The following is a 26318-nucleotide window of genomic DNA, read 5'->3' as shown; positions in this document are numbered from 1 at the left end:
CGGTGCAAGGTCAACGCATGGGCAAGATTATCCATTCATGCACCGCCCTCTGGTCAGAACGGATGCGCCGCGCGACCCTGGCCGGGATGGGGATGGTTGCCTTTGTTGTGGTGCTGTTGGCGGCGATCCTCGGCGGTCCCGCCCTGGGCCAGGACGTGCCTGCCACAGGCAGCGACTTCGGCGGCGTCGGGCTCATCGAGAGCCGCAACGCCCGCTTCCGCCCCGACGGCACGCTGGAGGCGGGCGCCAGTCTTCGCCACCAGCGGCGCTTCTGGTTCCTCTCCTTCCAGGCCCTGCCGTTCCTGGAAACCACCTTCCGCCTCAGCGAGAGGCTGAACACCACCACCGGCAGCGGCATGACCACCGACCGGGCCTTCGACCTGAAGCTGCGACTGATCGAGGAGGGTCAATGGACCCCGGCGGTCGCCATCGGGCTACAGGATGTGATCGGCACCGGCATCTACGCCGGGGAATACATTGCGGCCTCCCGCCGATGGGGGCCGGTGGATGCCACGCTCGGTCTCGGCTGGGGCCGGCTCGCGACCGGGGCCGATACGAACAATCCGGCGCGATATTTCTCGGAGCGTTTCGCGGACCGGCCACGGGATGTGGGGCGGGGCGGCACGCTCTCCACCAGCTTCTTTCGCGGCGAGGAGAGTGGCGCCTTCGGCGGCATCGAAGTCTCGCTGCCCGCGGTCCCGACCCCCTGGGGCGCGTTGGAGGGGCTGCGCGCCAAGGCCGAATACAGCGCCGACGTGCTGCGGGACGAGAGCGGCGGCTACCCGGCCCGGACCACCGGGCTGACCGGCAGGGCGGCCTCGCGGTTCAACTTCGGCCTGCAATGGTCGAATGAAACGGTCGATGCCGGCCTCTTCGCGGTGCATGGCACCGATCTGCTGATCCGGCTGAGTTTTCGTATCGACCCCGGCGCCCCCCCGGCCATGAGCCTGCCGCCGCCCCCGCCGATGCCGGCCCGGCCCGTGGTGGCCGAGGCTGACGAAGCCCTGGCCGGGCGCGTCTTCGCCGCCCTGCGGGCCGCCGGCCTGCCGCCCGTGGCCTTCGGGATCGAGGGCAATGAGGCACAGATCGCCGTCTCCGGCGGCCCCCACCGCACGCTGGCGCAGACCTCGGCCCGCGTGCTGCGGGCGGTGAATGGGGTGCTGCCGCCCGACATCGGCATGCTTCGCATCGCCTGGTGGCAGGCGGGCGCGGAGGTCGCGGAGATGACCATCCCCCGCGCGGTGTTGGAGGCGGCCGCCCAGGACCAGGCCTCACCCGAGGAAGCCTGGGCGGCGACGCGGCTGCTGCCTGCCGGCACGACCCAATGGCCCGCCGGCAGCCGGGCGCCAGGCGGCGGCTTCGACTGGGGGGTGGAACCGCGGCTGGCGCTGGTGCTCGGGGACCCGACCAGCACCTTGCGGTATCAGGGCGCCGTGGCGGTTGGTGGGCGCTACGATCTGGGGGCGGGGGTTTCCGTGGCGGGCAGCGTGCAGCAGGCGCTGCTCGGCAACCTCTCGGATGGGCTGCCGAGCGACAGCGCGCTGCCCCATGTCCGCAGCGACTATGCCCGTTATGCGCGGGAGGGGAAGACGAGCATTCCCGCCCTCTATGCCGAACGGATCTGGACCGCGGCGCCGGATGTATTCGCCCGCGTGACCGTCGGCCTGCTGGAGCCGATGTTCGGCGGGATCTCGACCGAAGTGCTGTGGCGACCGGCCGAGAGCGCCGTGGCGGTGGGGGTGGACGCGAATTACGTGCGGGCCCGCGACTATGACCAGCGCCTGGCCTTCCGGGATTATGAGGTCGCGACCGGGCATGTCTCGGTCTATGCCGATCTTCCTGTCTGGAACCTGTACGGGATCGCCCGCGCCGGCAGGTATCTGGCCGGGGACTGGGGCGGGACGCTGGAACTCGGCCGGCGCTTCGACAGCGGGATCGAGATCGGCGGCTTCGCCACGATGACCGATGTGCCCTTCAGCAAGTTCGGTGAGGGCTCGTTCGACAAGGGCATCCATGTACGGCTGCCGCTGGTGCTGTTCGGGGCCGAAACCCGGCAGAGCGGCACCGCCCTGATCCGGCCGGTGCAGCGTGATGGCGGGCAACGCCTGTCCGTGGACACTGCGCTCTGGGGCGTCACCCGCGACGGCAGGGCGGATGCCCTGCGCCGCGGGGTCGCCGGCTTCGCGCGTTAGTCGTTGTTCTCGGGATAGGTGAAGGCCGGCAGGGCCTTCAGCGAATCAACCGTGGCGTTGGGCAGGGTCAGATAGTTCTGGCCGGCGGTACGGGTCAGCTGGTTGTACGGCACCGCCACGAGGTGGGCGCCAATGCCCAGGAAGCCGCCGACCGAGAGGATCGCAACCGGCTGGCCCCCGCCCTGCGGCACCATCAGGTCATCGATCTCGCCGATGGTACGGTCTTCGGCGCCGCGCACGTTCTTGCCGATGATACGGCTGGCGCGGATGCCGGCGGGCAATCCCGTCACGTCGGCCGCATTGGCCGCGACGGGGCCGGTGGTGGCCGGGGTCGGCGGGGCGGGATGGGTGCCGGTCACCGGCGCCTGCGCCGGCGTGGTGCCCATGATGCCCTGCGGCGTGATGCCGGTAGCGTCGGGCGTCGGGCGGGCGGGAACCGGGCTTTCCGGCGGCGCGGACTGGGTCGGAACCGCCTGCGCGGGCTGTGCGGGCGGGGGGGCCTGAGCCATCGCCATCAGGGGCAGGGCAAGAAGGCCTGCGGTTGCGGTGGCCAGAATGAGGTCTCGGCGAAGGTCGCTGCGCGTCATCAGTGTCTCCCGTTCTGCTGTGGATCGGCCGCTGGTGGCCGTTGCAGTCGAAACGGGAAGGCGGGAGCAAAGTTTCCGTGGGGCAAGCGCGGCCTTGAGGTGGCAGGGGAAACCGAGTCGTGCGGCCAAGCAGCGCGGCATGGGCCGGTTTGGCCCATGCCGCGCTCCGCATTCCTTGCTGACAGAGTAATAGGCTAATCGGCCATCGCATCGGCCATCAGCGTCTGCTGCGTGACCTCGGTGAGCTTCATGTCGGTCTGCTTCTCTTCCTCCAGGGTGGTCTGGAGGAGGGCCATCAGCGCGTCCTCGCCGAGCGCCTTCGCCAGAGCGATATCGACGCCATAGGCGGCGATCTCGTAGTGCTCGATGCGCTGCATGCCGGCGACGATGACCAGGTCCATGACCGGCCCCTTGTCGTGTTCTTCCATCTCATGCTGCGCTTCCTCGACCAGGCCGCGCATCGCCTCGCACACTTTCCGGCCCGGCCGGGCGCCCAGCATGTCCAGCGCCTGCTCGACCCGTTCGATATGGGTCTGCGTCTGCTCGACATGCGCCTGGATTCCCTCCTTCAGGGCGGGGGCCGTCACTTTGCGGACGGCGCGCTGCATGCAGCGCAGCGCCTGCTTTTCGGCGCTGTAAGCATCCTTCATCTGATCGACCAGCAATTCCCGGACTTCGCTTTTCATGATGACCCCGTTCGTCTGAGCTGTTGGCAACAGCATCGAAACTGGCGAGAGGCCGCGAGGTTGCTGTCTACGAGCGGGACAAATGCGATTTCACCGGCGCGTCACCCCGGCGTTTGGTTACGTCGGCTCGCCCTCCACCGGCGCGGCCCCAAGCTCGCGCAGCAGCGCCGAGATTTCACCTGCCGCCGCCGCCACGGCCGCCGCATCCGTCCCCTTGGCGACGAGTGCCACCCCGCCCGAGCCCGGCACATCGACCTGCTGGAAGGGGTAGGAGCCGATGTCGAGCGCCGGGAACCGCGCCTGCACCGCCGACAGCCCTTCGGCGATCTGCCCCTCGAAGATGCCGCGCGCATGGACGGTGTGGGACAGGATCGGGTTGCCGCCTTGCAGGCTCGGGGCCAGGGCCTCGAACATCGCCTGCATGATGCGCGGCACGCCGGCCATCACATGCACATTCTCGATCGTGTAGCCGGGCGCGATGGAGACGGCATTGGCGATGGGGGTCGCGCCACGCGGCAGGGTCGCCATCCGCATCCGCGCCGCGTTGAACTCGGTGCCGCGCCCCGCGTAATATTCGGCCATGACCGCCACGGTCGGCGGATGCGCTTCCCAGGGCACGCCGAAGGCGGCCGAGATGCATTCCCCGGTGATGTCGTCATGCGTGGGCCCGATGCCACCGGTGGTGAAGACGTGGTCGTATTTCTTCCGCGTCGCATTCACCGCTTCGATGATCTCCGCCGGCACGTCGGGGATCACGCGCACCTCCCGCAGCGGAATGCCGATCTCACCCAGGCGGGTCGCCAGGAATTGCAGATTGGCATCCCGCGTCCGGCCCGACAGGACCTCATTGCCGATGATCAGCAGGCAGGCGGTGGGGTTCGGCTTGGTCATGGCAGGCTCCGGTCAGGCGGTTCGGTCGGCAGGATAGGCCCGTCCCTTCCATCCCGCCGAGAGGCCCAAAGCGCCGCGCACCAATGCGGTCCATTGGATGGCCAGCGCGACGGCAACGGTCAGCGGATGCAGCGGCACGGTCCACCAGGGCTCGCGCGCCCAGAGCGTCACGGCGGCGCGCAGCGCGAAGCCCAGGGCCAGCGCCGCCATGGCCTGCGGCGCCGGCAGCAGGAACCAGGGCCAGAGATGCGCCCCTGCCAGGACGGTAGTCCAGATCGGCAGGCCGATCGGCGTGGCCATGCCTTCGCGGGCATTCTTGAGGAAGCCCAGCCAAGCCTCGCGGAAGCCGGGATACATCCGGCAGGTGGCGAGGGACGCGCCGCGCACGACCTCGGTCCATTGGCCCTCGGTTCGCATCAGCCGGGCCAGGGCCAGCCCATCATGCAGCACCCCGCGCACGGCCGTATGGCCGCCGGCGGCGACATAGGCGGTGCGGTCCACCAGCACCAATTGCCCGCAGGCCGCGGCCAGGGCCGGATGGCGGGTGAAGGCCCGCCCACCGCCCGGCAGGTAGCCGACCAGCAGGAAGGAGATCAGCGGAACGGTCAGCGCCTCGCCGAGGCTGCGGATCTCCTGCCTCGGCACCCCGGTCACCATCGCCAAGCCCCGCCGCACCGCATGGCCCGCCATGGCGGCCGCGGCATCCGGTGCCAGCCGCACATCGGCGTCGATGAACAGCAGATGCGTGCCGCGCGCGGCGCGGGCCAGCCGCGCGCAGGCATGGACCTTGCCGGTCCAGCCGGGCGGCAGCGGCGGTGCGGCGAGCAGCCTCACCCGAGGGTCGGTCGCGGCGATGGCCGCGACGATGGCGGCGGTGGCATCGGTGCTGCCGTCATCCATCACCAGCACCTCGATGGCGGTCCCGCGGCTGGCCAAAGCGGCGGCGAGGCAGGTGGCGATATTGGCGGCCTCATCCCGCGCCGGGATCAGGATGGAGACCAAGGTTCCAGGCGGTGCGTAGCCGCGCGGCGCGCGCAGCAGCAAGAGGTTGATGGCGCCGATGATCGCGGGGATCATCGCCAGTTCCAGCATCAGGGGCAGCCAGCCGGTCATCCCGCCTCCGGATCGTGCCGCGCGTCGAATTGTGCCCCGCGCACCCGCGCCTTCAGCCGGCGCCAGAGGTCATAGGGGCCGCCCAGCCCCTCCCGCCCCCGGGCCAAAGTGGTGAAACGGGCCGGGTCGCGAGACAGCGCATCCTCCGCCAGGCGATCCATGGTGGCGTGCAGGGCGGCGGCCATCGCGGCGGCGCGGGCGGGGCGGTCCAATACCGCCAGATCGCGGCCCGCAAGGCCGGGCCCGAAGGCGAAGAGCATCTCCGCCCGCGGCTCGGCCCAGAACGGGTATTCCAGCGCGAGGGGGAGGAACACCGCATCCCCGGCAAGCTCCGGCAGCCGCACCAGCCCCGCGACCATCGGCTGCGGCCGGGTTCGCACATCGACGAACCGCCCGGGCGCGTTGATCCACAGCGTATGGGCCGGGGTTTGCAGGATGGTCCTGGCCGTCCGCAGGAAGCCGAGCGCCGCGCGTGGCGACTCCTGCCCGACGCCCCAGGCGCCGATCCGCTTCATGAAGCCGTAGCGTGCGAAGGCGCCGGCCTCCATCGGCACGAACATCGGGCGCCCTGGAAACAGCGCCTTCGCCAGCAGCACGAACATCACCCCATCCCACCAGGACGGGTGGTTGGCGAAGATCACCACCGGCCGGTCATCCGCCACATCGGGCTGCCCCCACAGCGCCATCCGCAGCCCGCGCATGGAGGAGGCGGCGCGATGGGCGAAGACCCGGTGGAAAAAGGCGACATGGGCCGGTGACCGCAGCCCGACCGGATCAGGCGGCGCGGGCATGGCTCACCCGGCCACCGGCAGGTCCCGCGCCCGCCGCCCGGCGAGGTCGGCGGCCTCACCCATCCCGCGCCCGCCGAGGTCGCGGTCCAGGCTGTCGGCGGCGATCCAGCCGGACATCATCACCATGGGCATCCCCGGCCCCGGATGCGCCGCGCCCCCGGCCAGATACAGCCCTTTCACCGCGCGCGAGCGGTTGCCCGGCTTGAAGGCCCCCGTGAAGCTGCCGTGGCTGGCGAGCCCGTAGATCGCACCATCCAGCACCTTGTAGCGGGTGTGGATGTCCATCGGCGTCAGATGCCGCTCGGTGACGATGCGGCTCTCGATATCCTCCATCCCGGCGGAGCGCTTCAGCTTGTCCAGGATGGTCTGGCGATAGGCGGGGAACATCCGGCTCCAGTCATGGTGCGGGCGCAGATACGGGGTGTGGACCAGGACATAGAGCGCCTCGCCGCCCTCGGGCGCCACCGTGGGGTCGGTGCCGGAGGGGGCGGCGAGGTAGGCGGTGGGGTCGGCGGCAGGCTCCCCGCGCTTGTAGATCGCGTCGAACTCCGCCTCCGCATCGCCGGAGAAGACGAAACCATGATGCGCCAGATGCTCGTAGCGCCGGTTCAGCCCGAGGTAGAGCACCACCCCGCTGCAAGCCGGCTCGTGGTTCTTCCGGCTGTAGGTCTTCGCCGCCGCGCCGCCGACCAGCTCGGTATAGGTGCGGATCGCATCCATGTTGGAGATGACGGCGTCGCAGGCGAAGCGCTCGCCCCCGGCGGTGACGCTGCGAACCGCGCCCTGCTCGATCTCAAGCGCGGTGACCTCCACCCCCGGGCGCAGATCGGCGCCGAGGTCGCGCGCCAGCCGCTCCAGCCCTTCCGCCACGGCGCGGGTGCCGCCTTGCGGGTACCAGATGCCCTCCGACGACTGCATATCGCCGATCGAGCACAGCACGGCCGGCGCCATATAGGGGTTCGACCCGACATATTGGCAGTAGTGATCCAGCATCTGCGCCAGACGGTCGTCCGGCATGTTGCGGCGGATGATCTTGGCCACGGTCTGCCCCATGCGCAGCGCCAGCACGTCCTTCAGCGTGTTGGGCTGGAAATTCTGCTTCCAGTCGATGGTGTCGGACACACCCTCGACACTCTTCCAGAAGAAGAATTTCTCCGAGACCTCATGCAGATGCTCGGCGATGCGCTGGAAGGCCGCGTAGCCCTTGCCCACGCCCTTGCCTGGGGCAAAGGCTTCCATGGCGGCGGCGCCGGCCTCGGCGCCTTCCATCAGGTCGATCCGGCTGCCGTCCTCGAAAAAGCAGCGCCACTGCGGGTCCAGCCGGATCAGCGGGATTTCCTCCTCCTGACGGCGCCCGGCCTCGGCGACGATCCGCCGCAGCACCCGCGGCACCGTCAGGATGGTCGGCCCCATGTCGAAGCGGAATTCGCCCGGGCCGGCCGGGTTGGGCAGGGTGAGGACGGCGGCCTTGCCGCCCAGCCAGTCGTTCTTGTCGAACAGCGTGACCTGATGGCCCCGCGCCTGGGCCACGACCGCGGCGGCCAGCCCCGCGAGGCCGCCGCCGATGATGACGACATTCGCGCCCATGCCCGTCGTCCTCCTCAACCCGCGGCCAGGATGCTGCGATCGGTCATCACCGCCGAGGCCAGCGGCCCCGCCGCGACCCCCAGATCGTCCAGCACCAGCTTGCTGGTGATGCGCGCGCCTTCGTAGATCACCGGCAGGCCGCTGCCCGGATGGGTGCCGCCGCCGACCAGGTAGACCCCGCCCACCTCCGCGAAGCGATTGCGCGGGCGGAAGGACAGCATCTGCATCAGATCATGCGTCAGGTTGAAGGTGGCGCCATAGCCGACCGCGTAGTCATCCTGCCAATCCTGCGGCGTGACCATCTTCTCGCTGCGGATGCGCGCGCGGATATCGCCCAGGCCGAGCACCGACAGCCGGTCCAGCGCCAACTCCCGATACCGCGCGGCCTCGGCCGCCCAATCCGCGCCATGCCGCAGGTTCGGCACCGGCACCAGCACATAGAGGGTGGAATGCCCGGGCGGGGCCATCGAGGGATCGGTGACGCAGGCGTTCTGCACATAGACCGAGGGGATTTCGGGCAGGATGCCGCCATCCACCTCGGCGATGTTCCGCTTGTAGTCCTCGGCCAGCAGGATGGTGTGGTGGGCGAGGTCGGGGAACACGCCCTCGATGCCCAAATAGAGCATGAAGGTGCTGCAGGAATAGCGCGCGGCCGCGATGCGCTTGTCGGTCCAGCGCTTGCGCGTGGTCCCCGGCAGCAGCTTGGGCATGGCATGCGCGAAATCGGCATTCACCACCACCGCATCCGCCGCGATATGGCGCCCGGCGACGGTGACGCCGGTGGTGCGCCCGTCCACCACATCGACGCGATCGACCGGCGTGTCGTAGCGGATGTTCACGCCCATCTCGCCCGCGACCCGCGCCATCGCTTCCGACACCGCCCCGCAGCCACCGCGCGGATGGAAGACGCCGTGCTCGTATTCGAGGAAGGAGAGGATGGTGAACAGGCTGGGGCAGCGGAACGGGCTCATCCCCAGGTATTTGGTCTGGAAGGAGAAGGCGAGCCGCACCCTTGGGTCGCGGAAATGCCGCGCCAGATCCTGGTCCACCGACAGATGCGGCCGCAGCAGTTTCAGCGCCCGCACCATATCGGCGCCGAAGATCGCCGAATGGCTGCCGAAGCCGCGCTCCAGCACCGGGGTGAAGGCGCGCAGCTTGGCCCGGTTGCTTTCCAGGAACGGCCGGAAGCCGGCGGCATCGCCGGGGCAGAGGCGGGCGATCTCCGCCTCCATCCGCGCGATATCCGGCGTCGCGTCCAGCACGGCGCCATCGCCCTCGAAGACCAGGCGGTATTGCGGGTCCAGCCGGATCAGCTCGACCTCATCCTCCAGCCGCCGGCCGCAGGCGGCCATGATCTCGGCCAGGATGCGGGGGTAGAGAAAGAAGGTGGGGCCGAGGTCGAAGCGGTAGCCCTCGGGGGTGGTCAGCGTTCGGGTGCGGCCGCCGGGCACGCTGTCCTTCTCGAACAGCGAGACCTTCACGCCGCGGGCGGCCAACAATAGTGCTGCCGCCAGCCCGCCAGGGCCGGCGCCGATGACGGCGACATGCGGGCCCGCGGGGTGCAGGGCGGGGCTGGCCAGGGGAGCGTTCATGCGCGATCGAAAGGAAGCATCACCTCTCAGGTGCGGTGCCGCCGCCGTCGCGCAAGGGCCTCACCCCGCCATGGCTTCCTCGGCCGCCGCGATGGCGCGCGGCAGCAGCCGGCGCAGGAAGATGTCCCGGGTCGCGGCATGGGCCGGATCGGCCGCCGCCGCACGGGCGACCATGGCCGCACCCAGCACCCAGCCGCAGGCATCGAGGAAGCGCGAGGCCCCGACCGGGCCACCCGCGCCGAGCATGGCGGGGATGGCCTGCTCCACCGTCGCCGCGGCCTGGCCGATGGCGGGGGCGACCAGGACGGCCTCGGCCAGCAGGGTCCGCAGCAGGGCGCCCCCATCGCGCGGCAGCTTGCGGGTCACGAGATCCAGCGCCTGGATGCCGTTGGTGCCCTCATAGATCGGGGCGATCCGGGCGTCGCGGAGGATTTGCGCCGCCCCGGCATCCTCGCAGAAGCCCATGCCGCCATGGACCTGCACGCCGAGGCTCGCGGCCTCCACGCCGCGATCGGTGCACCAGGCTTTCACGATGGGGGTCAGCAGCGCCAGCCGCGCCTCGGCTTCCGGCGATTTCAGCAAGCGGGCGCGGTCGAGCGAGGCCGCCGCCTCCAGCGCCAGCAGCCGGCCGGCGAGGGTGGTGGCGCGCATTTCGGCCAGCATCCGGGCGACATCGGGGTATTGGTCGATGGTCTTGCCGCCCTGCTCGCGGGTGGCGGCGAAGGTCTCGGCCATGGCCAGCGCCCGCGCCCCCTGGCCGACGCCCTGCACGCCGACGGCGAGGCGCGCGGCGTTCATCATGGCGAACATCGCCTGTAGCCCGCGATGCGGCGCGCCGATCAGCTCGGCCTCGGCGCCGTCGAACAGCATGATGCAGGTGGGGCTGCCGTGGATGCCCATCTTGTGTTCCAGCCCGCCGCAGGAGACCGCGTTGCGGCGCCCATCCGGCAGGAGCCTCGGCGCCGCGAACAGGCTGATGCCGCGCGAGCCCGCCTCGGCCCCCGGCAGCCGCGCCAGCACCAGGTGCAGCGTGTTCTCGGTGAGGTCGTGCTCGCCCCAGCTGATGAAGATCTTCTGGCCGAACAGGCGCCAGGAGCCATCCGGCGCGGGTTCGGCGCGGGCCCGAAGGCGGGACAGGTCGCTGCCCGCCTGCGGTTCGGTCAGGCACATGGTCCCGGTCCAACGCCCGGCCACCAGTTCGGGCAGCCAGCGCTCGGCCTGATCCGGCGTCGCGTGATGCGCCAGCAGCTCCACCGCGCCCGCCGTCAGCAGCGGGCAGAGGGTGAAGGACATGTCGGCGGCGCTGCACAGCTCCAGCACCGCCGACCACAGCGCATGCGGCAGGCCCTGGCCGCCATGGGCCTCGGGGGCGGCGAGGCCCTGCCAGCCGCCCTCGACCCATTGGCCATAGAGCGGCAGGTAATGCTCCGGCGCCCGCACCAGCCCGTTTTCCAGCCGGGCGCCGGCGCGGTCGGCGGTCTGCCAGCCGGGGGCGATGGCCTCGCGGGCGAAGCGGTCCGCCTCGCGCACCACGGCTTCGATGTCCTCGGCCGCGAGCGGCTGCCCGGCGGCGGCGGTCAGCCCGGGCAGGTCCACGATCCGGATCAGCCCCAGGATCAGGTCATCAGCGGCCGTGGTCATGTCCATGCCTCTCGCAATGCATCATCCGGGGCGGCCTGCCCTGCCGCCCAGCCCGGCAGTGCCGCGGCGACGCCCGGGGCGGCGATGGCCCGGGCCAGGGCGAGGCCCAGCAAGGGGCCGAATTTGAAGCCATGTCCGGAAAATCCCGACATCACCCAGGTCGCCTCCCCCAGCGGTTCCAGCAGGAAGCGTTCCCGTGGTTCGACATCATAATAGCAGGCCGCGCCGCCGATGACCTGATACGCCGCAAAATCCCGCAGCCGGGGGCGGACCTCGGCCAGGATCGCCTCGATCTCGGCCGCCGAGGCGCTGCGCGGGTCCTCGGCATCGCCGGCCAGGGAGAAGCGGTGATCGCCCACCTTCAGCGGCGTTCCCGCGACCGGCGGCACCGCGTAGAAGCCACCGGCCGCCGCTTCCTCGGCCGATTGCAGGTCCAGCAGCATCGGCGCGGCCGCCCAGGCCGCACGCAAGGCCGGCGGTGGCTCCAGATAGGCGAGCACCTGACGCGAGGCGGTGACCCGGCCGCGAAGCCCCGGCAGCAGCCGTGGCGCCCAGGGGCCGGCCGCCACCACCAGCAGCTCGGCAGCGCGCTCGGAGCCATCGGCGAGGCGCAAGGTGGCCCGGGCGGGATCGACCTCGGCCACCAGCGCCTGTTCGAAGACCACACCGGCTGCTTGCAGATGGCGATGCAGCGCCGCCACGATCCGGTCGGCCAGCAGCACGCCGCCCGGCGCCAGCGCATAGGCGCAGGCGAGGCCGGTCAGATCCAGGAAGGGATAGCGGGCGAGCGCCGCCTCGGGGGTCAGATCCTCGACCGCGCGCCCATCGGCAAGCAGCGTCCGCCGCCCGTCCTGGAACCGCGCCCCGCCATCCTGCGACAGCACCAGCACCCCGGTCGGGACGTAGAGCGCCTCGCCGAGGTCGCCCCACAGCCGGTCCCAGGCCAGATAGGCGTCATCGACCATCCGCATGTAGCCGGCGTCGGTGCCATAGGCGTGCCGGATCAGCCGGTGGTGGTCCACGCTCGCGCCGCGGGGATTGGGGATGGGGTCCTGATCGATCACCCGGACCGACCAGCCATCGCGGCGCAGCCCCCAGGCGGCCGAAAGCCCCATGATGCCAGCACCAAGAACCAAAGCTTGTTTCATCGTGCCAGGATTGCGTGCCCGCGAAGGTTTGGGAATGGGTGTCAGCCGCGCCCGATGATGATGCTGCCCGCCATGCTCTCGCCAGGGGCCAGCCAGCACATGTCGCCGAGGGCCGCGAATTGCCGGCGGTTCACCACATCCGGCACATGGCTCACCGGCTCCACGCAGAGCGTGCGCTGATAGGGCGCGGCGAAGACCTGCAGGTTCCGCGCCCAGGCCCCGGTCGCCGCCAGGGTCAGGCGCAGCCCCCCCAGATCCATCCGGGCCAGGCCGCCCCAGCCTGCCCAATGGGTGTCCTCGCCTTCCAACTCGTCCTCGCCGCCGTCCATCCCGGTCGCCGGCTCATTGCCGGTCGGCAGGCCGCGGTCGTTGCGCTGGAAGCGATGCGTCGCCTGGAACCCGAGCGTGGTGCCCTGCGGCCGCACGAACCAGGGATGCCAGCCCATGCCGAAGGGCAGCCGGGTGGCGCCGAGATTGGTGAGCGCCAGTCGTAGCGTGAGCCCGGCTTCGCTGAGCGCCACATCCAGCCGTGCCCGGCAAGCGAGCGGCAGCGTCGGGTCCTCGGCCACCAGCCGGGCGCCGTCGGGCGTCGCGTGCTCCACCCGCCACGGCAGGTCGCGCAGCGTGCCGTGCAGGGCGACCCCTTCATCCGCGCGGTTCAGCGGATAGGTGTGCAGCGTGCCGAGATGGCCGGCATCCAGCCGGTTCGTCCAGGGCGCCATCCAGAAGGCGCCGGCCCGGGCGGCGAGGGGCTCGGCCCCCTCCGGCACCGGCTTCAGCACATCCCGGCCGTCGCAGGTCAGCGCGGCGAAGGCGGCCCCGTATTCGGGCAGCAGCCGGGCGGTCCAGCCGCCGGCGATGAGGGAGAGGCTCACTCGAGCGAGAAGGCGTCGCGCGGGGAGGGCGCGGTCCGGGAGTATTCGATCGCCGGATAGCTGCCGCCCTGGTAGCGCTCGACCACCGGATCGCCGCTGAGGATGCCGCCGACCTCCCCGGCGAAAGTCTCGGAACTGTCGAGCGGCTTCCAGCCGATCCGCTCGCGATGATCCTTGCCCCAGAAGGTGCGGGGATTGGCCGAGGCCGCCCAGATCACCGCATGGCCGCTGCGGGGCGCGGTCACCGCCGCTGCGCATAGCCGCACCAGATCGGCATAGGACAGCCAGGTCGCCAGCATGCGGGCGTCGATCGGCTTGGGGAAACAGGAACCGATGCGGAGATTCACGTTCTCGACACCATGCTTGTCCCAGTACATGCGGCCCATGAGTTCGCCATAGACCTTGGACAGGCCATAGTAGCCATCCGGGCGGAAGGCGCAGTCCACGTCGATCTTGGCCTCGTTGCCCCGCGGGCGTTCGTGGAAGCCGATGCTGTGGTTGGAGGAGGCGAAGATCACCCGCGCGCCCTCGCGCCGCGCCGCCTCATAGACATGGTAGAGCCCGCGCAGATTGGGGCCGAGCACCTCCTCGAAGGGCCGTTCCACGCTGACCCCGCCGAAATGCAGGATGGCGCCACAGCCCTCGGCCTGGCGGACCAGGGCCAGGCCCTCGTTCAGATCGGCCTTCACGAAGCTCGCCCCCGGCGGCAGCGCATCGGGGAAGGGGGTGATGTCGGTCAGGCGCAGGGTCCAGCCGGCGGCGCCAAGCTCCCGGGCCAGCGCCCGGCCGAGATTGCCCGATGCCCCGGTGAGCAGCACCGGCTTCGCGGGTGGGGTGGTCATGGCGGTCAGCCTCCGTATCCGAGCAGGAGCCGCGGCAATGTCAGCGACACCGCGGGCCAATAGGTGGTGAGCATCAGCGCGACCAGGATCGCGCCGTAGAAGGGCCAGATCGTCTTCATCACCGCCTCGATAGGGATCTTGCCGATCGCGCAGCCGACGAAGAGCACCGCCCCCACCGGCGGCGTGGTGAGCCCGAGGCCGAGGTTCATCATCATCACCATGCCGAACTGCACCGGATCCATCCCGATGGCGACGACCACCGGCAGGAAGATCGGCGTGGTGATCAGGATCAGCGCCGCCATATCCATCACGCAGCCGAGGATCAGCAGGCAGAGGTTGATCATCAGCAGGATGATCACCGGATTTTCGCTGATCGAGAGCATCCCCCGCGTCAGCAGATCGGCCAGCTGATAGACGGCGAGCAGATAGGCGAAGGCGGTTGCGGTGCCGACCAGCAGGAAAACGACCGCGGTGGTGCGCACGCTGGCCTTCAGCGCGATGACAAAATCGGCCCAGGACAGGTTGCGATAGATCAGGATGGTGACCAGAACGGCCCAGATCGCGCCGAAGGCGGCACTCTCCGTCACCGTGAAGATGCCCGAAAGCACGCCGCCCAGGATGATGACGGCGGTGAACAGTCCGGGCAGCGCATCCAGCGCTGTGCGAAACAGGTATCCGAACCCTTGCCACGCCTCGGCCGGGTATCCGCGCCGGACGGCCAAGATATAGCCCGCCGCTGCAAGTGCCGCGCACATCATGATGCCGGGCACGATGCCAGCGATGAACAGCGCGCTGACCGAGATGCCGCCACCGGCGGCCAGCGAATAGAGGATCATGTTGTGGCTGGGCGGGATCAGGATGCCGGCCAGCGAGGCGGTGACCGTCATGCTGACGGCGTAGTCCACGCCATAGCCCTTCGCCTTCATCGCCGGGATCAGGATGGTGCCTACCGCCGAGCCCGAGATGCCGCCGAACAGCATGGAGGATGAGACGTTCACCATCCCTAAGCCGCCCCGCATCCATCCGACGCAGCCCGAGGCGACAGCGATCAGCCGCCGCGCGATGCCGCCATGCAGCATGATCTCGCCGGCAAAGATGAAGAAGGGGATCGCGAGCAGCGAGAAGATGCTCATCCCCGAGGTCATCTGCTGGAAGGCGACCGCGGGGTTGATGCCCTCGTAGAGAAAACCGATGACCGCGGCGATGCCGAGCACGAAGGCGACGGGCACCTCGCCGGCGCGGTGGCAGGGCAGCGAGATCGCGCAGCGGTCGAGGAAATTGCCGACCGAGGTATTGCGCAGCAGCAGCATGTTGATGCGGTTGTTGGTCCGCTGCGCCACCAGCTCGCCAAAGCGGTCCATGCCGCGTCCATTGGGGTAGTCGGCGGCGTGGATGTTCCAGCCGCGCCATTCCTGGGCCTGGCCCGGGGCGGCGCTGAAACACAGTGCCGCGGTCGCGGCAAAGAGGACGGCCCTAAAGCGCGTCAGCATGATCATTTCTTCATCATTTCCTCCCAGGGATGTTTTATTGCCCGCAGCGTGGCCCGTGTCGCGCAGCCATGTCAAACGCGAATGGTGACAACAGGAGCCACCCTATGCCCCAGACCATCGCCGCCGCCGCGGAGGCCCTTTTCGCTGGTCAGACCACGGCCCGCGCACTGACTGAAACCGCCCTGGCGCGCATCGCCGATCCCGCTGGCGAGGGGGCGCGCGCCTTCGTCGCGGTGCAGGCGGAGGCCGCCCGGGCCGGCGCCGATGCGATGGACCGGCTGCGCGCCGCCGGCCGCGCGCCCTCCTCCTATGCGGGCATCCCGATCAGCGTGAAGGACCTGTTCGACCAGGCCGGGCGGGTGACGGCGGCGGGCAGCGTCGCCCTGGCCGATGCGCCCCCGGCGCTGGTCACCGCCCCCGCGGTCGCGCGGCTGGAGCGGCTGGGCTTCGTCGTGCTCGGGCGGACCAACATGGTGGAATTCGCCTTCAGCGGGCTCGGCGTGAACCCGCATTTCGGCACGCCGCTCTCCCCTTGGGACCGTGCCACCGGGCGCTGCCCGGGCGGTTCCTCCTCCGGGGCCGCGGTCGCGGTCGCCGATGGGATGGGCTTTGCCGGGCTGGGCTCGGATACCGGCGGATCGTGCCGGGTGCCGGCGGCGCTCTGCGGCATTGTCGGCTACAAGCCGACTGCCTCCGCGGTGCCGCTCGCGGGGGCTTTCCCACTGTCCCAGAGCCTGGATTCCATCGGCCCGCTGGCGCGCTCCGTCGCTTGCTGCGCCGTGATCCACGCCGCGATGGCGGGCGAGGAATACCCCATCGCCCCGCTGCCTCTGCCGCTCGCCGGGCTACGCTTCGGCGTGCCGCGCGGCACCTATCTGACGGACGGGATGGACGCGACCGTCGCCGCGGGTTTCGATGCCACGCTGGCCCGGCTTGTGGCGGCGGGGGCGATGGTGGTGCCGCTCGACCTGCCGGAGCTGGCCGAGATCCCCGCCGTCAACGCCACCGGCGGCTTTGCCGCCAGCGAGGCCTGGGCGCTGCACCGGGAGATCGTCGCGGCCAAGGGCGCGCTCTACGACCCACGCATCCTGGCCCGCATCCTGCGGGGCGAGCGCATGTCCGCCGCGGATTACATCACCTTGGTCGGCGCGCGCCAAAAACTGATCGCGGCGATCGCGCCACGCACCGCGCCCTTCGATGCGGTGGTGATGCCGACCTGCCCGATCATCCCGCCCAGCATCGCCGAGGTCGGGCCGGAAGCGGACTACAACCGCATCAACATGCTGCTGCTGCGCAATACCTCGGTCGGCAATTTCCTCGACCGCTGCGCGATCTCGCTGCCCTGCCACCGCGCCGGCGAGGCGCCGGTCGGGTTCATGCTGATGGGCGAGCATGGTGGCGACGCGCGGCTCTTCGCGGTCGCGGCGGCGGTCGAGGCGGCGCTCGGCTGACGGCGAAGGCCGTCACCGAAACGGCACGCCGAACAAGCCGCCCTGGGCTGCACGAGAAGGGCGCCCAGGGCCGGCAGCCCCTCCATCGCCGCCAGCCCGCATCTCCTCGCTTCTGGGAGTGTCCGATCCATGCGGGCGGCCGGTTTCGCTGCCTATCGGCTGCCCCTTGCCGCGTATTTTCGCCGCATCGCGGCGAAAGGCGCGGATGGGGTGGAATCCGGCTGCGGCTGACGCGACATCTGGCCCTGACCCGCTTTTCCCGGAGATTGCGCTCATGCCCAATATCCCGCCGCGCCCCGCCAGTTATGACAAGAAGGTCGCCGTCGTCCTGCAAGGCGGCGGCGCGCTCGGCAGCTACCAGGCGGGTGTCTATGAGGCGTTGGCCGGGTCCGAATATCTGCCGGACTGGGTCGCGGGCATCTCGATCGGCGCGATCAATGCCGCGATCATCGCCGGCAACGCGCCTGAGCACCGCGTGGCGCGGCTGCGCGATTTCTGGGAGGGCGTGACCGCCACCCCCGCCTGCCTGCCGGCCCCTCTGGCGACCGTCTGGCAGACGGCGCTGGATGCGGGGTGGGGCGACAGCCGGCGGCTGGGTGCCGCGACGGCGCTGCTGCTGGGCCAGCCGGGGTTTTTCGCGCCGCGGCCCACCTCGGCCTGGTTGTTCGGGCAGAGCCCGGTCAGCTTCTACGAGACGACCGCCTTGAAGGGCACGCTGGAGGCGCTGGTCGATTTCGACCGCATCAACTCAGGCGAAATGCGCTTCAGCGTCGGCGCCGTGAACGTCCGCACCGGCAACTTCGCCTATTTCGACAATGCCAGGACCAGGATCCGCCCCGAGCATGTGATGGCGAGCGGGGCCCTGCCGCCGGGCTTTCCCGCGGTTGAGATCGACGGCGAATTCTATTGGGACGGCGGGCTCGTTTCCAACACGCCGCTGCAATACGTGCTGGAAACGGTGCCGCGCCGGTCGCGCCTCACCTTCCAGGTCGATGTCTTCTCGGCACAGGGCCCGCTGCCGACGACCCTGATCGATGTGCAGGAGCGGGAGAAGGACATCCGCTATTCCAGCCGCACCCGGGCGGCGAGCACCCTCTCGCGCGACGCCCAGAACCTGCGCCACAATATCGTGGCGCTATGGGACCAACTGCCCGAGGCCCTGAAGGAAACGCCGGAGGCGAAGTTCCTGTATGCGTTCGGCTGCGTGACGACGATGGATATCGTCCAGCTCATCTATCGCCCGGTGGATGCGCAGGGCTATGCCAAGGATTTCGAGTTCAGCCGCAACACCATGGTCGCGCGCTGGGCCTCCGGGCTTGCCGATGCCGAGGCCTCGCTCGCCGCTTCCCCCTGGCTCGCGCCGATGGGGCCGAAGGAGGGGGCGCGAACCTTCGACGTGCGCACGCCGCCACATCCCGACAAATGATCCGGCGAGGCTGGCGCTTCGTCCTTCCCGGCGCATGATCGCCGGGCGCTCTCGAAAAGGTCTGCCCGCCCATGCTGCTGAACGCCTTCGACATGGCCTGCGTCGGCCATATCCAGCAGGGGCTGTGGACGCATCCCCGTGACCGTTCGACCGACTATGCCAGCCTGGACCATTGGCTGGCCCTGGCGCGGCGGTTGGAGGCTGGCTTGTTCGACGGCCTGTTCCTGGCCGATGTGCTGGGCGTCTATGACGTGTATGGCGGCACCCCGGATGCGGCGATCCGCAATGCCGTGCAGGTGCCGCTGCTGGACCCGATGCTGCTGGTCTCCGGCATGGCGGCGGTGACGCGGCACCTCGGCTTCGGGATCACCTGCAACCTGGCCTATGAGGCGCCATACCCGTTGGCCCGGCGCTTTTCCACGCTCGACCATCTGACGCGCGGGCGCATCGGCTGGAACATCGTCACCGGCTACCTCGACAGCGCGGCGCGGGCCATGGGGCTGGCGGCGCAGGATGCGCACGACAACCGCTACGACCGCGCCGAGGAGTTTCTGGAGGTCGCCTATGCGCTTTGGGAAGAGAGCTGGGAGGAGGGCGCCGTGCGCGCGGACCGCTCCGCAGGCGTCTATGCGGACCCGGACAAGGTCCATGCGATCCGGCGCGACGGGCCCCGCTACCGGCTGAATGCGCCGCATCTGGTCGAGCCCTCACCGCAGCGGACGCCGGTGCTGTACCAGGCCGGTGCCTCCGACCGGGGGCGGGATTTTGCCGGGCGGCATGCGGAATGCGTGTTCCTGAACGGCGGGCCAAAGCCGCTGGTGGCCGCCCAGATCGCCGATCTGCGCGCCCGCGCCGCACCGCGCGCGCTGAAGGTGTTCCTGGGCGCCACCGTGATCCTCGGCCGCACCACCGCCGAGGCGCGCGACCGCTTCGAGGACTACCGCCGCCATGCCAGCATCGAGGGCGCGCTGGCCCATGCCTCGGCGAGCATGGGGATCGACCTCGCCCGCTATGCGCCGGACGAGCCGATCGAGGGCACCGGCAACGCCATCCAGTCCAATGTCGCGACCCAGCGGCAGATCGCCGGCGGGGCGCTGACGCGCCGAAAACTGGAGGCGCAGTTCCTGCTCGGAAGCCGCCAGCCACCGATCCTGGGCACGCCGGCGGAGGTGGCGGATGTGCTGGCAGGCTGGGTCAACGAGGCCGGGGTCGATGGCTTCAACCTGTCGCGGACCGTCATCCCCGAATGCCTTGAGGATGTCGTCGACCTGCTGGTGCCGGAACTGCAATCGCGCGGGTTGTACAAGACGAGCTATGCCGAGGGGACGCTCCGGCAGAAGCTGTTCGGTGCGGGGCCACGGCTCGCGCCCCCGCACCCGGCCGTGGTCAGAGCGCCGACGTCAGCACATTGATCAGGCGGCTGGCGATCATCTCCCGGCTCTTGGCGCCATAGGCGACCATGTGCGGCGCTGCCGCATGCGCCTTCAGCGCCTCAAGGCTCGCCCATTTTTCGATGACGACGAAGGTGTCGGGGCCAAGGGGGGTGCCCATGCCGCCCGCGTCGATGGCCGGGCCATATTCGATGCAGCCCTCCTCCGCCAGCACGGCGGGCACATTGGCGCGGAAGAGGTCGAGGATCGCCGCGCGCTGGCCCGGCTTGGCGGTGATGGTGGCGAGAACATGGATCATCGGGGGTCCTCCTGTCTGTCGGGGCAGGTTAGCCGAGGATGCTGCGCCGTCGATGGCCCCCCGCCGCCCCGGGAGCGGTTTGACCCAAATCCCCGGCGCGGTAGCCTCCGCGCCGGAGGTGACGCATGTCCTATGCCAAGGGGTTCGCGGATGAGGCCGCGCTGGAGGAGGCGATGTCCGTCCCCGATCCGGCGCTCGTGGCCGAGTTCGCAACGGTTCCAGGCGATCTTCTGGTGCTCGGCGCCGCGGGCAAGATGGGGCCGACGCTGTGCCGCCTGGCACGCCGGGCCGATCCCGGGCGTCGCGTCATCGCCGTCGCGCGCTGGTCGGAACCTGGCTTGCGGGAGCGGATGCAAGGCTGGGGGATAGAGTGTCTTTCGGCCGACCTCACCGATCGCGCGGCACTGGCCGCGCTGCCCGATGCGCCGAATGTGATCTTCATGGCCGCGCGCAAATTCGGCAGCAGCGGCAATACCCCACTGACCTGGGCGATGAATGTGCTGCTGCCGGCGATGGTCGCGGAGCGCTACGCAGGGTCGCGGATCGTGTTCTTCTCGACCGGTAATGTCATGCCGCTGGTGCCGGTCGGCTCGGGCGGCGCGACGGAGGAGACCCTGCCCTCGCCGATCGGGGATTACGCGGCCTCCTGCCTGGGCCGGGAGCGGGTGTTCCAGCATGCCGGCGCCCATGCGGGGACAAAGGTCGCCGGGATCCGGCTGAATTACGCGATCGACCTGCGCTATGGCGTGCTGCATGACGTGGCGCGGAAGGTGCTGGATGGCACGCCGATCCCGCTGGCGATGGGCCATGCCAATGTGATCTGGCAGGGTGATGCCAATGCCTGGACCTTGCGCGCGCTGTGCGACGCCTCGGCCGAATGCCCGATCCTGAATGTCACCGGCCCCGAGACGCTCAGCATCCGCGCATTGGCCACGCAATTCGGCGCCCGCTTCGGCCGCGAACCGATCTTTGAGGGGGAGGAGGCACCTACGGCCTTGCTCGCCGATGCCAGCCGCGCCTTCGCGCGCTTCGGCTATCCCCGGGTGCCGCTCGGCGTGCTGGTCGATTGGGTCGCGGATTGGGTGCAGCGCGGCGGGCGCAGCCTGGACAAGGCGACGAAGTTCGAAGTCCGTGACGGGAGGTTCTGATGGGTCTGCTCTGGAGGGATTGGCCGGAGGTGCTCCGCACCCGGCTCTTCGCGGGCTGCGCCATCCCCGCGCAGCCGCTGGCGCTGCGGGCGGATCGGACCATGGACCCGGTGCGGCAAAGGGCGCTGTCGCGCTACTACCTTGCGGCGGGTGCCGGCGGCATCGCGGTCGGCGTCCACACCACGCAATTCGCGATCCGTGACGTCGGGCTGTTCGAGCCGGTTTTGCGCGCGGCGGCCGAGGTGGCCGATGGCCGCGACGCGCTGCTGATCGCCGGTGCCGTGGGCCGCACCGAGCAGGCGGTGAAGGAGGCGCGCATCGCCCGCGGCCTCGGCTACCACGCCGTTCTGCTCTCGCTTGCCGCCTTCCGTGGCGCGGGCGAGGAGGAGATGATCGCGCATTGCGAGGCCGTCGCGGCCGAAATGCCGCTGTTCGGCTTCTACCTCCAGCCTGCCGTGGGCGGGGTCAGGCTCAGTGCGAGCTTCTGGAAACGGTTTGCCGCGATCGAGAATGTCGCCGCGATCAAGATCGCGCCCTTCAACCGCTATGCCACGCTGGATGTGGTGCGCGGCGTGACCGAGGCGGGGGCGCTGGACCGGATCGCGCTCTATACCGGCAATGACGACCACATCGTCGGCGACCTGCTGACGCCCTTCGTGCTGGGGGGGCGGCCGGCGCATATCGTCGGCGGGCTGCTTGGGCATTGGAGCGTCTGGACCGAACGCGCCGTCGCCCTGCAGGCGCGTTGCCGCCAGGGGCCGGTCGATGCGGCGCTGCTGGCGCTGGACCCGCAGGTGACGGAGATGAATGCCGCTGTCTTCGACGTCGCCAACGACTTCGCCGGCTGCATCGCGGGTTGCCACGAGATCCTGCGCCGACAGGGGTTGTTGGAGGGCATCTGGTGCCTGGACCCGGATGAGACGCTCTCGCCGGGGCAGGCGGATCTGCTGACGGCGGTCAGCGCGCGCTATCCGGATCTGACCGATGACGCCTTCGTCGCGGCCAACCTCAATGCCTGGCTAGTCTGACGGCGGCCAGGCGGCGCGGGGCATCGCCTCCATCGCGGTATAGTCCGGCTCCTCCGTCGCGCCGAGGCCGGGACAATCCAGCGAGCGCAGATCGAGCGCTCCGTCGCGGATCGCAAGGCGCGGGCCGTGCGGGGTATCCGCGTAAAGCCCTTGGTGCGCCTCCATGAAGCGCACCGCCTCGGCCTTGGGCCGCCCGGAAAACCCGTCGACGAAATGATGCCCGTTGCGCTCGACATGGCTCAGGCCGAGCAATGAGATCAGCGCCAGATCCTGCTGCACGCAGACGCCGGCGAGGGTGGTCAGATCCTCGGCACTCATGAAGTAGCGCGCCGCCCCTTCCTCATCATTCCAGGCGCGGCAACGGGCAAGATTGATCAGGCTGCGCCAGATGCCCTTGCAGGCCTTGGACGACACGCCCGAATAGCCGAGGCCGCGCGCGGTGACGAAGGCATCGAGCGGCCCGTCGCTTTCATCGATGATGACGGGGCGGTGCTTGGCCAGGGCGTCCATGCTGGTGGCCAGGGCCTGGGCGCGCTTCACCGGCTGCTCGATGTAGGCGATGGCCTGCCGCAGCCCGGCGAGGCGCGGCTCGGCCTCGATCGCGCGCCAGAGGGCGACAACGCCATCGGCATCCTCGTATTGCTCGTTGCCGTCCAGGCTGGCCCGGTAGCCGGGCCGCAGGTCCAGCACCCCGGCGATGCGGGACAGGCGATCGACATCGGCCTTGATGTCGCCGCCGACCTTCAGCTTCCACCAGCGGTGGCCGTAGGTATTGGCGACCTCCTCCAGCGTTTCCGGCAGGCCGTCCTCGACGCGGAGGGTCTGGTCGTCGGCGGTGATGGGGTCCACCAGCCCGACGGTATGCCGCGCCTGCACCCGCGTCAGCGGCTTCAGCCCCGCCAGCATGCCGCGGAAGTCGAAGTCCGCGAGATCCGGTGCGCAGCCATGCGGCGCCAAGCCGCCGATGTTCATCCGCATCCCGTCCCAGAACGACAGGCCATGCAGCTTCAGCAGCGCATCCAGCATCGCGCGGTCGAGCAACGCACGCCCGTAGGAGGCGACCAGCGGGTTCAGCCGCTCCTCGCCGCCCATGCGGATCTGCGGCGCATAGCCATTGGCGAAATGGCCAAAGGCGGTGTCCAGCGCCGCCGCCCGCGTCTCGGCGCAGGCGAGTTCCAGGGCGCGGCGCAGCTGGTCCTCGTTCTGCGCGTCGGAGAGGGCCGCATCCTTGTCGAACCACTTCGCCGCCAGGGTTTCGGCGGCGACACCCCAGGCCTCGCGGCCGTCCTCGGTCACGATGCGGGCGCGGATCACGGCCTGGCGCCCATGGGTGACGGTGATGACGCCAAAGCGGAAGGGCATGCGGAGCCGGAACGGCCATTCGCGGCATTCGGTCTCGGCCAGGCGAAAACGTGGGGCGTCAGCCATGGTCCAGGGCCTCCTCGATGCCGCGCAGATAGCCGATGGCACGGGCGGCGCAGCCGGGACCATCGGGGATGTAGTCAAAAGGTTCCACGCCGCAGATGCCATCATAGCCAACCGCCCGCAGGGCCGCGAGGATCGGCGCGAAGCGGTCGCCGCCCTGGCCTGGGCCGCGGCGATTGCGGTCGTTCAGATGGATATGCGCGATCCGCCCCGTCGGCAGCCAGCGCGCGATCAGTGCTGGCACGTCTTCGGTTTCGGCGTTTCCGGCGGCACTCACATCGATCATGGTCCGCAGCGCGGGGTTGCCGATGCGGTCCATGATCGCGACCGCCTCGGCCACCGTGTGGCACCAGGAGTTGTCGGGGGGGGCCAGCGGTTCCAGCACGTAGGTGACGCCGGCGGCGGCGGCGCAGCGCCCGGCATGGGCCATGGCGGCCTCGGCGCGGGCCGCATTCTCGGGGGAGGTCACGACGCGCTGGAACGGCGAGCCATGGACGAGATACCCCGCGCCCAGATCGGCCGCGAGGCCGACCAGCCGGGCCATGACATCCAGCGTGCGGGCATCACCATTGGTGATGGACATGCCGGCGGGGGCGACCAGCAGCCAATGCAGCCCGGTCAAGGCCACGCCCTCGGCATCGGCGATCCGGCGCAGTTCGGCACGGCGTGTGGCGGGCAGGAGATGCGCTGCCTCGGCGTCCAGCGTGAAGGGCGCGATTTCCAGCCCGTCATAGCCGAGGCGCTTGGCCAGGGCGCATTGGGCCGGGAAATCAAGCTCCCGCACCACCTCGTTGCAGAGCGAAAAACGCATCATCCAATCTCCACCATACGGCCTTCCTGCGCTGAGCGCCGGGCGGCGTCCAGCAGCAGCGCCGGGGCCAAGGCGCCCTCCCGCAGCCCTGGGCCGAGGGCCCGGCCCTGGCGCACGGCGTCGAGGAAGGTCGAGACTTCCGCCGTCACCACCTCATGCGGCGTCGCGGCGGCCGCACCAGGATCCTCGGCGGGCGCATGGTCGGGCCACCAGGCGCCGGCGGCATCCGGGCGGTGGCGGCCACGGCGCAGCCGGAAGCTCTCGGCGGCGAAATCAACCTCGGCCATGCCCTCGTTGCCGGCCAGGATGATCTCCTTGCGGGTTTCGGCGCCGGGCACGACGGCATCGGGCCAATGGCCGGGCAACACGCAGCCGGCCTCGATCAGCCCGATGGCGCCGGAGGGAAACCGCAGATGCAGCACCGCCAGATCCTCGCGCCCCCGGCCCAGGGGATCGGCCATGGCGGCGAAGACGGCGCGGGGGGCCTCGCCCAGCAGCCAGGGCAGCAGATCGGCGAAATGCACGGCGTCATTGAGCAGCGCCCCGGAATCCGCCCGCGCGCGCTTCAACCCGGAGAAGCGGGCGGCCGCGTAATGCACGCGCCCGAGGCTGCCGTCGCGCACCAGGGCGGCCAGGGCGCGGGCCTTGGGGTGGAAGCGGAAATACAGCCCGACCTGGGCGATGGCGCCGCGCGCCTCGGCCAGATCGACCAGCGCCTGCGCCTCGGCGGCCGTCTCCGTCGCGGGCTTTTCCAGGAACAGGGCCCGACCGGCGGCGAGAACCGCGGATGACACGTCCACATGGCTCTGCACCGGCGTCACCACGATGGCGGCGTCGCACCAATGCAGCGCGGCCTCGGGGGACAGGATGCGCAGCCCGGGCGGGTGCATGGCGGGGTCCGGCTCAACGCCGCAGGCTTCCGCACCCAGGGCCGCGAGTGCCGCCAGATGCACCCGACCGAAGGCGCCACAACCGAAGACCGCAACCCGCATGGCGCGCAGCCAAGGCCGCCGCGCCCGCGCCGTCAACCGGTTGACGGCGGACGGCCGGCGGATTGCGATGGCGGGCATGAGACCCATGAGCCAGGCCGACCTGCCCCGCGCCGCAGCACTCGGCGCCGCCATCGGCTGGAACCAGGTCGCGGCGGATTGGCGGGTTTTCCTCGACCTCGGCGCGGTGCAGGTGGTCGATGACGGCGGCGCGGCGCTGGCCGCCACCGCCGCCATACTGCCGCATGGCCCGGATCTCGCCTGGATCTCCATGGTGCTGGTGCGGCCCGACCAGCGGCGGCGAGGGCTCGCCACCGCCCTGCTGCAATGGGCGCTGGCGGCGCTGGCAGGCCGGCGGTCCATCGCGCTCGATGCGACGCCGGCGGGGCGCGCGGTCTATGCCCGCCTCGGCTTTCGCGATGCCTGGGGGTTCACGCGGATGAGCCTGCCGCCCGAATTGCCAGGGGGCGGGGCCTCGCACCCCATCGCCGATTGGCCGGCCGCGCTGGCCCAGGATGCCCGCGCCTTTGGTGCGCCGCGGGAGGCGCTGCTGCGTGGGCTCGCCGGGCGCGGGGGCGGGCGGCAGGCGCCGGGCGGCTTCGCCCTGGCGCGGGACGGGCTGCGTGCGGCCCAGATCGGGCCGGTCATTGGGCAGGGCGCATGTGGGTTGATTGCCGATCTCCGCGCCACCTTGCCGGGCCCCGCCATCATCGACGTCAACGACGCTGCCACCGGTGTCGCCAACTGGTTGGTTGACGCAGGGGCGCGGATCGAACGACCCTTTACCCGCATGGTGCTGGGCGCGACCCTGCCAGGTGAGGCGCGGCACATCATCGCCCCCGCCGGTCCCGAATTCGGCTAGCCATCATCGCTTGACGCCCGCCCAGCCCCGGCCTTTCATGCAAGGAACCGGTTG

23 protein-coding genes are annotated in these 26318 nt (G+C 70.4%); 7 read left to right on the top strand and 16 right to left on the bottom strand.

Features of this window, described 5'->3' with window-relative positions; translation table 11 throughout:
* Positions 1–62 precede the first annotated feature (62 nt).
* Positions 63–2192, top strand: a complete 2130-nt coding sequence (locus tag C8P66_RS09160) for a YjbH domain-containing protein (RefSeq protein ID WP_245903362.1) — start codon at positions 63–65, stop codon at positions 2190–2192.
* Here C8P66_RS09160 and C8P66_RS09155 read toward each other — a convergent pair.
* The 12 genes from C8P66_RS09155 to C8P66_RS09100 form a co-directional block, all read right to left on the bottom strand.
* Complete coding sequence (locus C8P66_RS09155; protein WP_211314087.1) at positions 2189–2779, bottom strand: PRC-barrel domain-containing protein; 591 nt, start codon at positions 2777–2779, stop codon at positions 2189–2191. The two genes, C8P66_RS09160 and C8P66_RS09155, sit on opposite strands and share 4 nt — an antisense overlap.
* 194 nt (positions 2780–2973) lie before the next feature.
* The gene (locus C8P66_RS09150) at positions 2974–3465 is read right to left on the bottom strand and encodes a DUF892 family protein (protein ID WP_158537178.1); all 492 of its coding nucleotides are present in this window, start codon (positions 3463–3465) and stop codon (positions 2974–2976) included.
* A 117-nt stretch (positions 3466–3582) separates the two neighbouring features.
* Complete coding sequence (locus C8P66_RS09145) at positions 3583–4356, bottom strand: competence/damage-inducible protein A (protein WP_111397947.1); 774 nt, start codon at positions 4354–4356, stop codon at positions 3583–3585.
* A gap of 12 nt (positions 4357–4368) precedes the next feature.
* Positions 4369–5469, bottom strand: a complete 1101-nt coding sequence (locus tag C8P66_RS09140; protein ID WP_111397946.1) for a glycosyltransferase — start codon at positions 5467–5469, stop codon at positions 4369–4371.
* Positions 5466–6260, bottom strand: a complete 795-nt coding sequence (locus tag C8P66_RS09135) for a lysophospholipid acyltransferase family protein (protein WP_111397945.1) — start codon at positions 6258–6260, stop codon at positions 5466–5468. The genes C8P66_RS09140 and C8P66_RS09135 overlap by 4 nt, the downstream gene beginning before the upstream one ends.
* A 3-nt stretch (positions 6261–6263) precedes the next feature.
* Entirely contained in the window at positions 6264–7847 is a 1584-nt protein-coding gene (locus C8P66_RS09130; RefSeq protein ID WP_111397944.1) for a phytoene desaturase family protein, read from the bottom strand.
* Between the two features lie 14 nt (positions 7848–7861).
* Positions 7862–9439: a phytoene desaturase family protein gene (crtI, locus tag C8P66_RS09125; protein WP_111397943.1), complete on the bottom strand. Its 1578-nt coding sequence runs from the start codon at positions 9437–9439 to the stop codon at positions 7862–7864.
* Between the two features lie 60 nt (positions 9440–9499).
* Positions 9500–11080 (bottom strand): acyl-CoA dehydrogenase family protein, encoded by a 1581-nt coding sequence (locus C8P66_RS09120; protein ID WP_158537177.1) that lies wholly within the window; start codon positions 11078–11080, stop codon positions 9500–9502.
* Positions 11077–12228, bottom strand: a complete 1152-nt coding sequence (locus C8P66_RS09115) for an FAD-dependent oxidoreductase (protein WP_111397941.1) — start codon at positions 12226–12228, stop codon at positions 11077–11079. The genes C8P66_RS09120 and C8P66_RS09115 overlap by 4 nt, the downstream gene beginning before the upstream one ends.
* Positions 12229–12269: 41 nt before the next feature.
* Entirely contained in the window at positions 12270–13103 is an 834-nt protein-coding gene (locus tag C8P66_RS09110) for an aldose epimerase family protein (RefSeq protein ID WP_111397940.1), read from the bottom strand.
* On the bottom strand, positions 13100–13945 hold the full coding sequence (locus tag C8P66_RS09105) for an NAD-dependent epimerase/dehydratase family protein (RefSeq protein ID WP_111397939.1): 846 nt from the start codon (positions 13943–13945) through the stop codon (positions 13100–13102). The genes C8P66_RS09110 and C8P66_RS09105 overlap by 4 nt, the downstream gene beginning before the upstream one ends.
* Before the next feature lie 5 nt (positions 13946–13950).
* Positions 13951–15441, bottom strand: coding sequence for a TRAP transporter large permease (locus C8P66_RS09100; RefSeq protein ID WP_245903361.1), 1491 nt, complete (start codon positions 15439–15441; stop codon positions 13951–13953).
* 98 nt (positions 15442–15539) lie between these two features.
* Between C8P66_RS09100 and C8P66_RS09095 the strand changes: the two genes are divergently transcribed.
* The 3 genes from C8P66_RS09095 (at position 15540) to C8P66_RS09085 (ending at position 19724) form a co-directional block, all read left to right on the top strand.
* Positions 15540–16886: an amidase gene (locus C8P66_RS09095; RefSeq protein ID WP_111397938.1), complete on the top strand. Its 1347-nt coding sequence runs from the start codon at positions 15540–15542 to the stop codon at positions 16884–16886.
* A 274-nt stretch (positions 16887–17160) separates the two neighbouring features.
* A complete protein-coding gene (locus C8P66_RS09090) occupies positions 17161–18312 on the top strand; it encodes a patatin-like phospholipase family protein (protein WP_245903359.1) in 1152 nt (383 codons plus the stop codon).
* Between the two features lie 71 nt (positions 18313–18383).
* Positions 18384–19724: an LLM class flavin-dependent oxidoreductase gene (locus tag C8P66_RS09085; RefSeq protein WP_111397937.1), complete on the top strand. Its 1341-nt coding sequence runs from the start codon at positions 18384–18386 to the stop codon at positions 19722–19724.
* On the opposite strand, the gene C8P66_RS09080 is transcribed toward C8P66_RS09085, so the two are convergent.
* Positions 19699–20001 (bottom strand): putative quinol monooxygenase, encoded by a 303-nt coding sequence (locus C8P66_RS09080; protein ID WP_111397936.1) that lies wholly within the window; start codon positions 19999–20001, stop codon positions 19699–19701. The two genes, C8P66_RS09085 and C8P66_RS09080, sit on opposite strands and share 26 nt — an antisense overlap.
* A gap of 125 nt (positions 20002–20126) precedes the next feature.
* Here C8P66_RS09080 and C8P66_RS09075 point away from each other — a divergent pair, with 125 nt between their 5' ends.
* Positions 20127–21149: an NAD-dependent epimerase/dehydratase family protein gene (locus C8P66_RS09075; protein WP_111397935.1), complete on the top strand. Its 1023-nt coding sequence runs from the start codon at positions 20127–20129 to the stop codon at positions 21147–21149.
* A complete protein-coding gene (locus tag C8P66_RS09070) occupies positions 21149–22177 on the top strand; it encodes a dihydrodipicolinate synthase family protein (protein ID WP_111397934.1) in 1029 nt (342 codons plus the stop codon). The genes C8P66_RS09075 and C8P66_RS09070 overlap by 1 nt, the downstream gene beginning before the upstream one ends.
* Here the strand turns inward: C8P66_RS09070 and C8P66_RS09065 are convergent.
* Genes C8P66_RS09065 through C8P66_RS09055 form a run of 3 tightly spaced genes read right to left on the bottom strand, consistent with a single transcriptional unit; the run spans position 22169 to position 25405 of the window.
* Positions 22169–23605: an enolase-like domain-containing protein gene (locus tag C8P66_RS09065; RefSeq protein ID WP_111397933.1), complete on the bottom strand. Its 1437-nt coding sequence runs from the start codon at positions 23603–23605 to the stop codon at positions 22169–22171. The two genes, C8P66_RS09070 and C8P66_RS09065, sit on opposite strands and share 9 nt — an antisense overlap.
* On the bottom strand, positions 23598–24416 hold the full coding sequence (locus C8P66_RS09060) for a sugar phosphate isomerase/epimerase family protein (protein ID WP_245903357.1): 819 nt from the start codon (positions 24414–24416) through the stop codon (positions 23598–23600). Before C8P66_RS09060 ends, C8P66_RS09065 begins: the two co-directional genes overlap by 8 nt.
* Positions 24413–25405, bottom strand: a complete 993-nt coding sequence (locus C8P66_RS09055; protein WP_158537176.1) for a Gfo/Idh/MocA family protein — start codon at positions 25403–25405, stop codon at positions 24413–24415. The genes C8P66_RS09060 and C8P66_RS09055 overlap by 4 nt, the downstream gene beginning before the upstream one ends.
* Positions 25406–25490: 85 nt before the next feature.
* Between C8P66_RS09055 and C8P66_RS23815 the strand changes: the two genes are divergently transcribed.
* Positions 25491–26264 carry a GNAT family N-acetyltransferase gene (locus C8P66_RS23815; RefSeq protein WP_158537175.1) on the top strand — a complete coding sequence of 258 codons (774 nt, stop codon included), beginning with the start codon at positions 25491–25493 and terminating at the stop codon, positions 26262–26264.
* Positions 26265–26318 lie beyond the last annotated feature (54 nt).

Origin of the sequence: Humitalea rosea (assembly GCF_003253705.1) — a bacterium.
GTDB lineage: Bacteria > Pseudomonadota > Alphaproteobacteria > Acetobacterales > Acetobacteraceae > Humitalea > Humitalea rosea.
This window is presented reverse-complemented; position numbering and strand designations above follow the sequence as displayed.

What these genes read in the sequence shown, in the direction of transcription:
- C8P66_RS09080 (WP_111397936.1), bottom strand. Translation starts at nt 20,001, where the DNA reads ATGATCCATGTTCTCGCCACCATCACCGCCAAGCCGGGCCAGCGCGCG.
- C8P66_RS09115 (WP_111397941.1), bottom strand. Translation starts at nt 12,228, where the DNA reads ATGAAACAAGCTTTGGTTCTTGGTGCTGGCATCATGGGGCTTTCGGCC.
- C8P66_RS09145 (WP_111397947.1), bottom strand. Translation starts at nt 4,356, where the DNA reads ATGACCAAGCCGAACCCCACCGCCTGCCTGCTGATCATCGGCAATGAG.
- C8P66_RS09065 (WP_111397933.1), bottom strand. Translation starts at nt 23,605, where the DNA reads ATGGCTGACGCCCCACGTTTTCGCCTGGCCGAGACCGAATGCCGCGAA.
- C8P66_RS09160 (WP_245903362.1), top strand. Translation starts at nt 63, where the DNA reads ATGCGCCGCGCGACCCTGGCCGGGATGGGGATGGTTGCCTTTGTTGTG.
- C8P66_RS09070 (WP_111397934.1), top strand. Translation starts at nt 21,149, where the DNA reads ATGGGTCTGCTCTGGAGGGATTGGCCGGAGGTGCTCCGCACCCGGCTC.
- C8P66_RS09085 (WP_111397937.1), top strand. Translation starts at nt 18,384, where the DNA reads ATGCTGCTGAACGCCTTCGACATGGCCTGCGTCGGCCATATCCAGCAG.
- C8P66_RS09140 (WP_111397946.1), bottom strand. Translation starts at nt 5,469, where the DNA reads ATGACCGGCTGGCTGCCCCTGATGCTGGAACTGGCGATGATCCCCGCG.
- C8P66_RS09090 (WP_245903359.1), top strand. Translation starts at nt 17,161, where the DNA reads ATGCCCAATATCCCGCCGCGCCCCGCCAGTTATGACAAGAAGGTCGCC.
- C8P66_RS09105 (WP_111397939.1), bottom strand. Translation starts at nt 13,945, where the DNA reads ATGACCACCCCACCCGCGAAGCCGGTGCTGCTCACCGGGGCATCGGGC.
- C8P66_RS09120 (WP_158537177.1), bottom strand. Translation starts at nt 11,080, where the DNA reads ATGACCACGGCCGCTGATGACCTGATCCTGGGGCTGATCCGGATCGTG.
- crtI (WP_111397943.1), bottom strand. Translation starts at nt 9,439, where the DNA reads ATGAACGCTCCCCTGGCCAGCCCCGCCCTGCACCCCGCGGGCCCGCAT.
- C8P66_RS09130 (WP_111397944.1), bottom strand. Translation starts at nt 7,847, where the DNA reads ATGGGCGCGAATGTCGTCATCATCGGCGGCGGCCTCGCGGGGCTGGCC.
- C8P66_RS09150 (WP_158537178.1), bottom strand. Translation starts at nt 3,465, where the DNA reads ATGAAAAGCGAAGTCCGGGAATTGCTGGTCGATCAGATGAAGGATGCT.
- C8P66_RS09155 (WP_211314087.1), bottom strand. Translation starts at nt 2,779, where the DNA reads ATGACGCGCAGCGACCTTCGCCGAGACCTCATTCTGGCCACCGCAACC.
- C8P66_RS09060 (WP_245903357.1), bottom strand. Translation starts at nt 24,416, where the DNA reads ATGATGCGTTTTTCGCTCTGCAACGAGGTGGTGCGGGAGCTTGATTTC.
- C8P66_RS09135 (WP_111397945.1), bottom strand. Translation starts at nt 6,260, where the DNA reads ATGCCCGCGCCGCCTGATCCGGTCGGGCTGCGGTCACCGGCCCATGTC.
- C8P66_RS09100 (WP_245903361.1), bottom strand. Translation starts at nt 15,441, where the DNA reads ATGATCATGCTGACGCGCTTTAGGGCCGTCCTCTTTGCCGCGACCGCG.
- C8P66_RS09095 (WP_111397938.1), top strand. Translation starts at nt 15,540, where the DNA reads ATGCCCCAGACCATCGCCGCCGCCGCGGAGGCCCTTTTCGCTGGTCAG.
- C8P66_RS23815 (WP_158537175.1), top strand. Translation starts at nt 25,491, where the DNA reads ATGAGCCAGGCCGACCTGCCCCGCGCCGCAGCACTCGGCGCCGCCATC.
- C8P66_RS09055 (WP_158537176.1), bottom strand. Translation starts at nt 25,405, where the DNA reads ATGCGGGTTGCGGTCTTCGGTTGTGGCGCCTTCGGTCGGGTGCATCTG.
- C8P66_RS09075 (WP_111397935.1), top strand. Translation starts at nt 20,127, where the DNA reads ATGTCCTATGCCAAGGGGTTCGCGGATGAGGCCGCGCTGGAGGAGGCG.